We start from the raw sequence: 12259 nt of genomic DNA, 5'->3' as shown, positions 1-12259 counted from the left end.
GTGACATTGCTCGTAGTGCATTGCCCACCGGGGTACTCACCAGGTCAAATGGAGTGGCACGCCCGCGCCGCGGGGCCACTGGCCGGAAGGTGACCGATGACCTCGATCGACGTACTGCTCAAGCGCAACCAGGAAATCGGCGACATCACCCCGGGTGACCGGTCGACGCCGCGGCCATCCCTCCAGGTGGCGGTCCTGACCTGCATGGACGCCCGGATCCGGGTGTTCGAGATCTTCGGCCTCCTGCAGGGCGAGTCGCACGTCCTCCGCAACGCGGGCGGCGTGGTGACCGACGACGTGATCCGCTCGCTGGCCCTTTCGCAGCGCAAGCTGGGCACCCGCGAGGTGCTGATCGTCCAGCACACGGAGTGCGGCCTGTCGATGGTCACCGAGGACGACTTCAAGGACGAGCTGGAAGACGCCACCGGCCTGCGCCCGACGTGGGCGGTCGAGGCGTTCCGCAACGTCGAGAACAGCGTCCGCACGTCGATGGAGCGGGTGCGGCGCAGCGCGTACCTGCCGCACACCGAGAACGTCCGCGGGTTCGTGTACGACGTCAAGATCGGGCGGCTCACCGAGGTGAAGTAGCCCTCGTGAGTGTTTAGGGCGGTTCTAACCGCACTAAACACTCACGACAACCCGGCCACCCGCCAGGGCCGAGCGGCGGCTGAGGTTCAATGTCCGGCGTGGCTGTGGACGCTGACGTACTGCTCGACTGGTTCTCCACGCACGGCCGGGACCTCCCCTGGCGCGAGCCGGACTGCTCGGCGTGGGGCGTGCTCGTCAGCGAGATCATGCTGCAGCAGACGCCGGTCGTCCGGGTGCAGCCGATCTGGCACGAGTGGATGGCGCGCTGGCCGGTGCCCTCGGCGCTGGCCGCGTCGAGCCAGGGCGAGGTCGTCCGCGCCTGGGGGAAGCTCGGCTACCCGCGTCGCGCGCTGCGGCTGCACGAAGCCGCCGGGGTGATCGCGCGCGAGCACGGGGACGTTGTTCCGTCCGATGTGGACACCCTGCTCGCGCTGCCCGGGATCGGGGCCTACACCGCGCGGGCCGTCGCCGCGTTCGCCTACGGGCGGCGGGCGCCCGTAGTCGACACCAACGTGCGGCGGGTCGTCGCGCGGGCCGTGCACGGGGCCGGGGATGCCGGGCCCGCGTCGAACACCCGGGACATGAACGACGTCGAAGTGCTGCTGCCCGCCGAAGACGCGCCCGCCGCGAAGTTCTCCGCCGCGATCATGGAGCTCGGCGCGCTGATCTGCACCGCGCGCGCGCCGAAGTGCGCGGACTGCCCCATCTACGACGAGTGCGCGTGGCAGCTGGCAGGCCGGCCGGAGTACGCCGGGCCGGCCAAGCCGGTGCAGAAGTTCGCCGGGACCGACCGGCAGGTCCGCGGGCGGTTGCTGGACGTCCTGCGCGGCAGCGAAGGGCCGGTCGAGAAGGCGAAGCTGGACCTCGTCTGGCACGAGGCCGGGCAGCGCGACCGCTGCCTTGACTCCCTGTTGGTCGACGGCCTCCTCGAACAAACCCGCGACGGTCTCTTCGCGCTGCCGGGTGAACACTGACGCACTACAACCAAAGTTGGTCAATAGTTGTCTCCGGCGCGTTCCGGAGCTACCTTTCTCCGCATGGTCACTGTTGACCGCCGGACCCTGCTCAAGGCAGGGGCGACCGCGACCGCGGCCGGCGCACTGGGGATGACGACCACGGGGACGGCCGCAGCGGCCGTGCCGACACCGACGATCCACCCGACGTCCGAGTGGGGGGCCCGCCCCGCCGCCGGCACGATCGTGGTGGAGAACCACAAGCCGACCTACATCGTCGTGCACCACGCCGTCGATCCGCCGATGAACAACGACTTCTCGCTGGCGCGCGCGTTCTACGTCTCGCGGTACATCCAGAACCTGCACATGGACAAGAACGGCTGGATCGACAGCGGCCAGCAGTTCACGAACAGCCGCGGCGGGTTCGTCACCGAAGGCAGGCACCGCAGCCTCGAAATCCTGCGCGGCGGCACGCAGCACGTCCAAGGCGCGAACGTCGCCAACCACAACAGCGAGGTCATCGGCATCGAGAACGAGGGCCTCTACAGCACGGTCGACGTGCCGCAGGCGCTGTGGGACTCGCTGGTCGGCCTGGTCGCCTACATCGCCCACCAGTACGGCATTTCGCCCGAATTCATCAAGGGCCACCGCGACTTCAACTCGACCGAGTGCCCCGGCCAGGTGCTCTACAACCGGCTGCCGGAGCTGCGGACGGCGGTGGGCCGCGTGCTCGGCGTCTCGGTCGCGCGCGCCGAGGCGGAGTGGCCGCTGCTCAAGCCCGGCGCCACCGGCCGGAAGGTCCAGCTGGCGCAGGAGTTCCTGCGCCAGACCGGCTTCGACGTGCCGACCGACGGCGTCTTCGGGCAGTCCACAAAGGACGCCGTCGCCACGCTCTCGGCCCGGGCCGGCCTCGGGCGGGACACCTGCAACGCGGCGAAGGCGGCCGACGAAACGGGCTTCCTCGGCGCCGACGTCTGGCCGCTGATCGTCCCGGCCGGCCGCTCGGCCGCGGCCTGGCGATCCGACCTTTCCGAAATCTAGCCCCCACCCCCGTCACCCTTGTGGGTGCTAAAGCCGCATCTTTCGGCGAGAAAGATGCGGCTTTAGCGCAGTAAGACGTCGGACAGGAAGGCTTCCACCGCGCCGCGGTAGGTCTCCGGGGCCTCGTCGTGGGGCAGGTGCGCCGAACCCGGCACCACGAGGTGCTTCGCGCCCGGCACCCGGGCCGCGACGGCGGCCTGCTGGCCGGGCGGCATCGCCGTGTGCTCGCCCTCGACCAGCAGCAGCGGGCAGCGGATGGCGTCGACGACGTCCCAGTAGTCGCGCCGGCCCCATTCGGCCGCGATGACGTACAGGTCTTCCAGGTCGGCGACCAGGTGGTAGCCGTCTTCGCGCTCCTCGACGCAGTCCGCGAAGTACTCGCCCGCGTCGCCGAAGAACTCGCGGACGTGGTCGAGCGACTTGAACGGCACCGGCCAGCTCTCGAAGTACCCGCGCCAGGTCTCGACGGTCCGGCCGCGCTGGTCCGGCGCGAAGTCCTCGGACACGACCGCGCGCACCAGCTCGGGGTGCTTCGCCGCGGTCGCCCACGCGTGCAGGCCGCCCATCGAGTGCCCGATGAGCACCGCCGGGCCCGCGTCCAGGGTCCGCAGCGCCTCGGCGATGTCGTCGGCGAACCGCTCGGTCGTCCACGGCCCGACCCGCGGGGCGCTGCCGTGGCCGCGGGCGTCGAAGCCGTACACCGCGCCGTAGGGCCGGAGCCACTCCGCGACCCGCCACCACGTCCGCGCGCGGCCCATCAGTCCGTGGAGCAGCACGATCGGCACGCCCGTGCCGCCGAAACAGAGCACGCGGCCACCTAACCACATAAGCCCTGCTCCGGAACGTGACGGAGTGATCGCTTTCCATCACCTATGGTGGTCTCATGCGCCGCCGACTCGCTGCCCTCGCCGTCTGCGCCGCGGTGGTTCTCGCCGCGGCTTGCAGTGGTGACGCCGTCTCCGGCGTGCCCCAGCCGCCGCCGATGCACCCCACGCCAGGTGCGTCCGGCGCCGGTGATCCGTATTACCCCGACGACGGCAACGGCGGCTACGACGCCCTCGGCTACCAGGTCGGCGTCACCTACGACCCGCCGAGCGGGCACCTCGACGGCGACACGACGGTCACCGCCCGGGCCACCCAGGACCTGAGCCGCTTCGACCTCGACCTGCGCGGATTGGACGTGCACGCCGTCGACGTCGACGGACAGCCGGCACGCTTCAGCCGGGAGAAGGCGCACGAACTGGTGATCACGCCGGCGGCGCCGATCCGCGCCGGGACGACGTTCCGCACGCGGGTGCGCTACGGCGGCGACCCGGCGAAGACCCCGCACGACGGCGGCAGCGAGAACGGCTGGCAGCACTCGGCCGACGGCGGCGCGTACATGGTCGGCGAGCCGCACTCGGCCGCGTTCTGGTACCCGGTGAACGAAACCCCGCGCGACAAGGCCACCTTCACGCTCACCGCGCGCGTCCCGGCCGGGTGGACGGTGCTTTCGAACGGCCGCGAAGGCCCGCCGGGCACGTGGACCGAGCCGAACCCGGTGGCGAGCTACCTGACGACGATCGCGATCGGCAAGTTCAGCATCGACAAGTCGACTTTGCCGGACGGCACCCCGGTGGTCTCGGCGTACGCCCCGGGCGCGGAAGGCCACCGCGCAATCGGCGACCGGCTGCCCGAGGTGCTCGGCTTCCTGAGCGCCAAGTTCGGCCCGTACCCGCAGTCGGCGGCCGGTGGCATCTTCCTGAACGAGGACGTCCACTTCTCGCTCGAGACGCAGACCCGGCCGACGTACGCGAAGTGGGCCGACCTGCCGACGCTGGTGCACGAGAACGCCCACGAGTGGTTCGGCGACTCGGTCTCGCTGCACGATTGGTCCGACATCTGCCTGAACGAGTGCTTCGCGTCGTACGCGCAGTGGCTGTGGGCCGAGCGCGAGGGCCAGAGCCTGGACGACCGCTACCGCGCGGCGATCGAAATCACCCGCGGCAGCACGGACTTCTGGGCGCAGAAGCTCGTCGGGATGGGCCAGGGCCACGAGTTCGAAGGCGTCTACAACAAGGGGATCCTGGCGCTGCACGCCCTCCGCCGCGAGATCGGCGACCCGGCGTTCGACCGGCTATTGAAGGAGTGGCCGTCCCGCTACCGCCACGCGAACGCGACGTGGGCGGACTTCGAAGCGATGGCGACGCGGATCAGCGGCAAGAACCTGAAGAGCTTCTTCGACGAGTGGTTCCGCGGCACGACCCTCCCCGCGGACGCCGACCTCTTCCCCGGCTCACTGCGCAGCTGAACTGCCCAGCAACGACCGCGTCAAGGAACTCCGCGCGTCCTGCATCTCCCGCAGCGCCGTCGTCAGCTCCTCGTCACCCACCACGACCTCGTCCTCCGGCCGCGAAGCCAGCGACAACAACGACGCGCGCCGCAGCAGCTCCTTCGCGAAGGACGCCGTCACGCCCTCGGTGGCCGCCACGATCGGCTCGAGGTCCGCCGTCAGCTTCAGCCCGCGCGCGTACAGGCGCAGCAACGCCTCCCGGCCCGCCGCGTCCGGGAGCGGGATCTCGACGGCCAGGTCGACGCGGCCCGGGCGGTCGGCCAGTGCCCGCTCCAGCGCGCCCGCCCGGTTCGTCGTGAGCAGGAACGTCACGTCGGCGTCGCCGCCCACGCCGTCCATCGCGTCGAGGAGGGTGAACAGCAACGGGTGCGCGTCCGGGCCGTAGCTGCGGTCCTGGGCGATCAGGTCGACGTCCTCCACCACGACCACGCTGGGCTGCAGCCGCCGCGCCAGCGCCGCCGCCTTCGCCACGAACCGCATCGCCGTGCCGGTCAGGATGATCACCGTGGTGTCCGGCAGGCGGCTCATCAGGTACCGGACGGTGTGCGTCTTGCCGGTGCCGGGCGGGCCGTGCAGCAGCAGGCCGCGCTTGAGGTGCTGCCCGGCGGCCAGCAGCCGCTCGCCGTGCTCCGCGATGCCGACCGTGTGCCGCTCGATCGCCTCCAGCACGCCGTCGGGGAGCACGACCTCCTCGCCGGTCAGCGAGGGCCGCGGCAGGAACGTCAGCAGGTCGTTGCCGCGGTTCTCGCTGGCGCCGAAGGCCAGCACCTGCCCGCGCAGCACGTCGTGCCGGGCCATCACGCGCTCGACGCGGTCGCGCACCTCCGTCGCGATCGCCCGCGACGTCGCCAGCACCTCGAGCCGGCACTCCATCTGTCCCCACTGCGGATTCGCGCCGCGGATCGCGAGCAGCACCGGCTCGCCGCCCGGCGCGCGCGTGCCGACGAGCCCGAGCTGCACGGCCTCGGTCGCGTCTTCGGGGCCGGTCGCCGTCGTCGTGTAGTCGACCGAGCCGAGCTCGAACGTGCCCTGCTTGCGCGCGATCACGAGCATCCCGATCAGGTCCTCGTGCGTGCGCTGGCCGCCCGCGATGCCGAACCAGCCGACGTCGGTGCCGTGTTCGGCGAGGTAGGCGTCGACGCCGCGCTGGATGTTCGCGTGCTCCCACATCGGCCAGTTGCGCGTCACGACCACCACGCCGGGCAGCGGCCCGACGTGCCCGGTGACGCGGTCGATCAGCTCGTTGCCCCCGCTCCCGGCCACGGAGTCGGCGGTCGCGCGGATGATGCGCTGCAAGTCGGCGGCGAGGTCGCGCTCGGTGCTCCCCATGGGTTTCACAGTGGCACGGATCACAGGCCGGGGCCAACTAGGCTGTCACCCATGAGTGTCGTGAAGATCAACGCGATCGAAGTTCCCGAAGGCGCCGGCCCCGAGCTGGAGAAGCGGTTCGCGGCGCGGCTGCACGCCGTCGACCAGCAGCCCGGGTTCCTCGGGTTCGAGCTGCTGCGCCCGGTTTCCGGCGAGACGCGCTACTTCGTGTACACGAAGTGGGAGACGGAAGAGGCCTACCAGGCGTGGGCGAAGGGCGGCCCGGCCGCGGCCGCGCACTCGGGCGAGCGCGCCAAGCCGGTTTCCACCGGGGCGAACCTGCTGGAGTTCGAGGTCGTCCTCGGTTCGCAGCCGGGTGAGTGACCTCGCTCGTGCCGCGGAGCTGCTCGACGGCGCCGGCGCACTGCTGATCTGCGCCGGCGCCGGCATGGGCGTCGACTCCGGCCTCCCGGACTTCCGCGGTGGCGAAGGCTTTTGGCGCGCGTACCCGCCGTACGCCCGGCTCGGGCTGCGGTTCGAGGAGCTCGCCGACCCGCGCCACTTCGCCGAAGACCCCGAGCTGGCTTGGGGTTTCTACGGCCACCGGCTTGCGCTGTACCGGAAAACCGTGCCGCACGACGGGTTCCGGCTGCTGCTCGACGTCCGCCCGCCCGGCGGCACCCGGGTCTTCACCTCCAATGTGGACGGACAGTTCCAGACGGCGGGCTTCGAGCACGTCGCCGAAGCGCACGGCTCGATCCACCACCTGCAGTGCCTGTCCGGCTGCACGAGCGACATCTGGCCCGCCGGCGCCGACGTCGAAATCGACGAAGAGACCATGCGCGCGGTGCCGCCGCTGCCGTCGTGCCCCCGCTGCGGCGGGCTCGCCCGGCCCAACATCCTGATGTTCGGTGACTACGACTGGGTCCCGCACCGCAGCCAGGCCCAGCTCGACGAGCTGACGGCGTGGCGCCGCACCGCGCGCGACCTCGTCGTGGTGGAACTGGGCGCGGGCCAGGCGGTCCCGACGGTCCGCCGCTACAGCGAACTCGCCAGCGCGGCGACCGGCGCGCTGATCCGGATCAACCCGCGCGAACCCGAGATCCGCCACAACCGCGGCATCTCGATCCCGGCCGGCGCGCTGGAGACGTTGACCGCCCTGCTGGCCTAAGGCAGGCGCACCTCGGCGAACACCGCCCGGTGGTCGCTGCCCGGGACGTCGAACACCCGGTAGTCCAGCACCGCCGCGCGGTTGTCGACGACGACGTGGTCGATCGTCACCACCGGCAGTGACGAGGGCCACGTCGGGGTCAGCGCCGAGCCGTGTTCCTCCGCCGCGTCGTTGTAGCCGCGGGACAGCACGGTGCGGAACGCCGCGTGGTCCAGCGTCGCGTTGAAGTCGCCCGCCAGGATGCGCAGGCCGTGCTCGCCCGCCGCGCGCGAGAGGTCCTTCATCTCGCGCTCCCACTGCGGGGTGTCGACGTCCGGGGAGATCGGGTGCACGGCGACGATCTCCGCCACCACGCCGTCGCCGAGGTCGGCCTGCGCGCCCGGCTGCTTGGCCGCCGAATCGCCGGTCAGGTTGACCTCCTTCAGCGGGAAGCGCGACACGATCCCCGAGCCGAACGCGCCCGGCGCCGGGTGCAGCACCCGGTACGGCAGGAGCTGGAACAGCCCGGCCGCGGTCAGCCCGTCGACCACCCGGGGCGTCATCTCGACCAGGTTCAGCACGTCGATCCGCTGCTCGCGCACCAGGTCGACGACCGCCTTCGGGTCCGCCTGGCCGTAGAGCAGGTTCGACGAGAGCACCCGCAGCGTCTTGCCGTGCACCTCGCGCTGCTCGCTCGCGGACAGCCGCGGGACCACCAGGACGGCCAGCGCGATCGACAGCACCAGCGCGACCCCGCCGGTCCACCAGCGCCGGCAGGCCAGTGCCAGGCCACCGGCGAGCAGGCCCGCGACCACCGCGTACGGCGTCAGTGCCAGCGCGATCAGGGTGTACCAGCTGCCGTCGAAGCCGATCAGGCGCAGCGCCGCCAGGCCGGCCAGCGGCACGACCGGTACCACCAGCAAGGCCGTGACCAGCGGGTTCTTCCGCCGTGACCGCGTCTCTTCCGCAAGGACCATGCCGCCGAGTATGCCGAGGACCGCCGCCGGTGGCTCGGGCACCGACAACTCCTCCACAAGATCTCCACCAGCGGCTGCCAGCCGCTGCCAGCGCGCTGTGCGCGGGCTACCAGCGCCGGCGTCCACAGTTCTCTTCAGAACGCGACAGCGAAGGAGGACGCCCATGTCGCACGCGATCCAGGCCGAGGGCCTGGTCAAACACTTCGGGGACACCAAGGCGCTGGACGGGGTGGACCTCGAAGTCCCGTTCGGCCAGGTGGTCGGGGTGCTCGGGCCGAACGGCGCCGGCAAGACGACCGCCGTCCGGATCCTGGCGACCCTGATGAAACCCGACGACGGCAGAGCCACGGTCGGCGGCTACGACGTCGTCAAGGACCCGGTCCGGGTCCGGAGCCTGATCGGGCTGACCGGGCAGTACGCGTCGGTCGACGAGGACCTGAACGGGACCGAGAACCTGGTCCTCATCGGACGGCTCTACGGGATGCCCCGCGCGCACGCCAAGAAGCGGGCCGCCGAGCTGATCGAGCGGTTCGAGCTGACCAAGGCGGCCAAGCGGCCGATCCGGACCTACTCGGGCGGCATGCGGCGGCGGCTCGACCTGGCCGCCAGCCTCGTCGGCGGCCCGGAGGTGCTCTACCTCGACGAACCGACCACCGGCCTCGACCCGCACGCCCGCAACGAGGTCTGGGACGTCGTCCGCGGCCTCGTCGCCGAGGGCGCGACCGTGCTGCTGACCACGCAGTACCTGGAGGAAGCCGACCAGCTGGCCGACAAGATCACCGTGTTCGACCACGGCCGCGTCGTCGCCGACGGCCGCGCCGACGAGCTGAAGCGCCGCGTCGGCGGGCAGACGCTGCAGGTGCGCCCGACGCAACTGTCCGACATGGACGCCGTCGACCGGATCCTCGGTGACCTGTCCGGGGTCCGGCCGTCCCGCGACAACGGGACCGGGCTGCTCACCGCGCCGGTCAACGACCCCGTCCTGCTGTCCACTTTGGTCCACAAGCTGGACGAAGCCGGGATCACCGCGGACGAGCTGGCGCTGCGGCTGCCCAGCCTCGACGAGGTGTTCCTCGCCCTCACCGGGCACACGGCCGAAGCGTCCACTGAGGACACCACCCGCGACCTCGAAGGGAGCCTGGCATGACGACGCTGGCGCTCGACCGCCCGGCCCCGCCGCGGCACATCAGCCCCGCCAAGGGTTTCCAGCACGCGCTTTCGCTGGCCTGGCGCGGCATCCTGAAGATCCGCAAGAACCCCGAACAGCTCGCCGACGTCACGTTGATGCCGATCGTCTTCCTGGTCATCTTCGTCTACCTGTTCGGCGGCGCGCTGTCCGGCTCGACCGACGCCTACCTGCAGATGGTGGTGCCCGGCATCATCGTGATGAACATCCTGCAGGCCTGCCTGACCGTCGGCGTGCAGCTCAACACCGACGTCACCAAGGGCGTGTTCGACCGGTTCCGCAGCATGCCGATCGCCCGCTCGGCACCGCTGATCGGCGCGGTGCTCGCCGACGTCGTGCGGTACGTCGTGTGCCTGGCCGTGCTGATGGTCGTCGCGACGCTGATGGGCTACCGGATCGCGACCAGCCCCGGCGAGTTCGCCGTGGCCATCCTGCTCGCGCTGGCGTTCGGGCTTAGCTTCTGCTGGGGCTCGGTGTTCGTCGGCATGCTGATGAAGACGCCGGGTTCGGCGCAGGCGCTGATGTTCGTCTTCATCATGCCGCTGACGTTCGGCAGCAACGTGTTCGTGCAGACGTCGACCATGCCGGGCTGGCTGCGGGCGTGGGCCGACATCAGCCCGGTCAGCCTGATGGCGAACGCGTTGCGCGGCCTGATGAACGGCGGCGCCGTCGCCGGGCCGCTGGCCGGCGCGCTGGCCTGGATGGCCGGTGCCGTCGTGGTGTTCTTCCCGCTGGCCACGTGGGCCTACCGCCGGCGGGTGTGAGGGCGCGGAGACACGGGGGTGTTCCGCACCAGGGGAAGGTCGTGAGTGGCAAGTAGGGTTCTAACCCGACTTGCCACTCACGACCGTTTTCAGCCCAGTTCGGCCAGGAGCCAGGCGATCGCGTCCGGTTTGGACAGGTTGCGGCACTCCTCGTAGAGGGTGTCGTAGCCGGGAAGGGACGCGCGCAGGTCGTCGATGAGCGCGCGGACCTCCGGGCTGCCGAGGTCCAGCCGCCCGCGGATGACGGCCGACGCGGCGAGCACCCGGGCCGCCGTCTCGTGCCTGCCCTGCTGCGCGCGGATCATCGCCAGCAGTTCCACCGCGCCCGCCATGTCCGGCATGTCGCCCCGCCGGTTCGTCGCCCGGATCGCGACGGCCGCGTGCGGTTCCGCCTCGTCGGCGCGCTCCTGGGCCAGCAGGAGCCGCGCCTCGAAGGCGTGCACGAACTCGTCGCCGATGCCGCCGGGGAACCAGTCGTCGCCGCCCATCGCGGTGACGCGGTCGAGCAGCGCCCGCGCCTCGGTCAGCTCGCCGGTGCGCAGCAGCAGTTCGAGCCGCCCGAACATCAGGATCGCGCGGTGCTGCAGGTTCGTGATGTCTTCGCCGTAGCGCTCCGCGGCTTCCTGGTCGCGCCACGCCCCTTCGAAGTCGCCGGTGCGCGCCCGCTCGACGGCCAGCCGCCACCAGTGCTGCACGGCGTCCTCATAGGACCGCAGCTCCATCGACAGCGCCAGGCCCTCCTGGTAGATCTCGATGGCCTTCGCGCTGTCGCCGTCCTGGGACAGCGCGTACGCCTTGAAGCTCAACGTCATCGCGGTGCCCCAGCGGTCACCGACCGCTTCGAACCCGGCGTGCGCCAGATCGCGCGCCCGGTCCGCGCCCGCGACGTCACCAGCGTCGTCGAGCAGGAAGCTCTCCACCCAGTGGCCGCCGGCACGCGTCCACGTGTCCGCGCTCTCCTGCGCCCGGTGCACCTCGCGGGCGGCGATTTCGCGGTCGCCACCGAGGAAGGCCAGCATCGGCAGCGCCACCGCGAGCCCGGGGTAGCGCTCCACCGCGTCCGTGCGCACGCATTCGTCGACCAGCCGGAGGATCTCGCTCTGGTCGGACCGGACCGGGACCGCGTCCATCAGGTAGACCAGCGCCCGGTAGGCCGCCCCGACCGCGGGCGGCAGCCGGTCGCCGAAGTCGAGGGTCTCGCGGATCAGCCCGCCGACCCGGTGGCCCTGGCCGAGGATGGTCAGGTACCAGAACATCCCGTCCAGCAGCTCGACCGCGTTGTCCACATCGGACGCTTCGATCGCGCCGCGCAGGGCGGCGATCATGTTCGCGCTCTCGGCCTCGTACTGGTCGATCGCCCGCAGCTGGTCGGCGGTGCGCAGCGTCGGCTCGAGCCGCTGCGCGAGCTCGCCGTAGAAGGAGGCCATCGCGTGGCGCGTCCGGTCGTGCTCGCCCGATTCGACCAGCCGCTCGGTGGCGTACGCGCGCAACGTCTCGAGCATCCGGTACCGCGGCTCGCCGGAGCCGCCGTCCACGGTGTCCACAATGGACTTCTCGACCAGGCTGCCGAGCACGTACGGGACGTCGGCGGCGGGCAGCAGCTCGTCCGCGCAGACGGCTTCGATCGGCCCCAGCTCGGCCCCGCCCGCGAACACCGCGAGCCGCCGGGCCAGCACCAGCTCGGCCTCGGTCAGCAGGTCCCAGCTCCATTCGACGACCGCGCGCAGCGTCCGCTGCCGGGGCAGCGCCGTCCGGCTGCCCGAGGTCAGCAGCCGGAACCGGTCGCCGAGCCGGCCGGCGATCTGGGCGACGGTCATCGACCGCAGCCGGGCCGCGGCCAGCTCCAGCGCCAGCGGCATCCCGTCGAGCCGGCGGCAGATCTCGCCGACCTGGTCCACAGTGGACTCGTCGAGCACGAAGTCGGGGCGCACGGCCGCGGCCCGGTCGAGGAACAACCGCG

The 12259-nt window shown here is 71.5% G+C and carries 11 protein-coding genes and 1 pseudogene; 8 read left to right on the top strand and 4 right to left on the bottom strand.

Annotated features, from left to right (window positions below; genetic code table 11):
- The first annotated feature begins 96 nt into the window (after positions 1-96).
- The 3 genes from G3I65_RS01865 (at position 97) to G3I65_RS01855 (ending at position 2582) form a co-directional block, all read left to right on the top strand.
- Positions 97-588 (top strand): carbonic anhydrase, encoded by a 492-nt coding sequence (locus G3I65_RS01865; RefSeq protein WP_125308230.1) that lies wholly within the window; start codon positions 97-99, stop codon positions 586-588.
- Positions 589-686: 98 nt separating this feature from the next.
- Complete coding sequence (locus G3I65_RS01860; protein ID WP_160694124.1) at positions 687-1562, top strand: A/G-specific adenine glycosylase; 876 nt, start codon at positions 687-689, stop codon at positions 1560-1562.
- 63 nt (positions 1563-1625) lie between these two features.
- Positions 1626-2582: an N-acetylmuramoyl-L-alanine amidase gene (locus G3I65_RS01855; RefSeq protein WP_160694122.1), complete on the top strand. Its 957-nt coding sequence runs from the start codon at positions 1626-1628 to the stop codon at positions 2580-2582.
- A gap of 62 nt (positions 2583-2644) precedes the next feature.
- Here the strand turns inward: G3I65_RS01855 and G3I65_RS01850 are convergent, their stop codons facing one another.
- A complete protein-coding gene (locus G3I65_RS01850; protein WP_160694120.1) occupies positions 2645-3391 on the bottom strand; it encodes an alpha/beta fold hydrolase in 747 nt (248 codons plus the stop codon).
- Between the two features lie 74 nt (positions 3392-3465).
- Here G3I65_RS01850 and G3I65_RS01845 point away from each other — a divergent pair, with 74 nt between their 5' ends.
- Positions 3466-4872, top strand: a complete 1407-nt coding sequence (locus tag G3I65_RS01845) for a M1 family metallopeptidase (RefSeq protein WP_160694118.1) — start codon at positions 3466-3468, stop codon at positions 4870-4872.
- Here G3I65_RS01845 and G3I65_RS01840 read toward each other — a convergent pair.
- Positions 4858-6243 carry an ATP-binding protein gene (locus tag G3I65_RS01840; protein WP_160694116.1) on the bottom strand — a complete coding sequence of 462 codons (1386 nt, stop codon included), beginning with the start codon at positions 6241-6243 and terminating at the stop codon, positions 4858-4860. The genes G3I65_RS01845 and G3I65_RS01840 overlap by 15 nt on opposite strands.
- A gap of 51 nt (positions 6244-6294) precedes the next feature.
- On the opposite strand from G3I65_RS01840, the gene G3I65_RS01835 reads away from it, so the two are divergent.
- Together G3I65_RS01835 and G3I65_RS01830 are read left to right on the top strand one after the other, a co-directional pair.
- Positions 6295-6606, top strand: coding sequence for an antibiotic biosynthesis monooxygenase (locus G3I65_RS01835; RefSeq protein WP_125308236.1), 312 nt, complete (start codon positions 6295-6297; stop codon positions 6604-6606).
- Positions 6599-7393, top strand: a complete 795-nt coding sequence (locus G3I65_RS01830; protein WP_160694114.1) for a Sir2 family NAD-dependent protein deacetylase — start codon at positions 6599-6601, stop codon at positions 7391-7393. The genes G3I65_RS01835 and G3I65_RS01830 overlap by 8 nt, the downstream gene beginning before the upstream one ends.
- On the opposite strand, the gene G3I65_RS01825 is transcribed toward G3I65_RS01830, so the two are convergent.
- Positions 7390-8406, bottom strand: coding sequence for an endonuclease/exonuclease/phosphatase family protein (locus tag G3I65_RS01825; RefSeq protein WP_160694112.1), 1017 nt, complete (start codon positions 8404-8406; stop codon positions 7390-7392). The two genes, G3I65_RS01830 and G3I65_RS01825, sit on opposite strands and share 4 nt — an antisense overlap.
- 106 nt (positions 8407-8512) lie before the next feature.
- On the opposite strand from G3I65_RS01825, the gene G3I65_RS01820 reads away from it, so the two are divergent.
- Together G3I65_RS01820 and G3I65_RS01815 are read left to right on the top strand one after the other, a co-directional pair.
- Positions 8513-9496, top strand: a complete 984-nt coding sequence (locus G3I65_RS01820) for an ATP-binding cassette domain-containing protein (RefSeq protein WP_160694110.1) — start codon at positions 8513-8515, stop codon at positions 9494-9496.
- Positions 9493-10299 carry an ABC transporter permease gene (locus tag G3I65_RS01815; protein ID WP_086862157.1) on the top strand — a complete coding sequence of 269 codons (807 nt, stop codon included), beginning with the start codon at positions 9493-9495 and terminating at the stop codon, positions 10297-10299. The genes G3I65_RS01820 and G3I65_RS01815 overlap by 4 nt, the downstream gene beginning before the upstream one ends.
- Before the next feature lie 89 nt (positions 10300-10388).
- On the opposite strand, the pseudogene G3I65_RS01810 reads toward G3I65_RS01815, so the two are convergent.
- Positions 10389-12259, bottom strand: a pseudogene (locus G3I65_RS01810) (AfsR/SARP family transcriptional regulator); the annotation flags it as partial.

The organism is Amycolatopsis sp. SID8362 (genome assembly GCF_010550475.1).
GTDB classification, from domain to species: Bacteria; Actinomycetota; Actinomycetes; order Mycobacteriales; family Pseudonocardiaceae; genus Amycolatopsis; species Amycolatopsis eburnea.
Note: the sequence above shows the minus strand (reverse complement) of the source record. Positions and strands in the feature narration are given on the sequence as shown.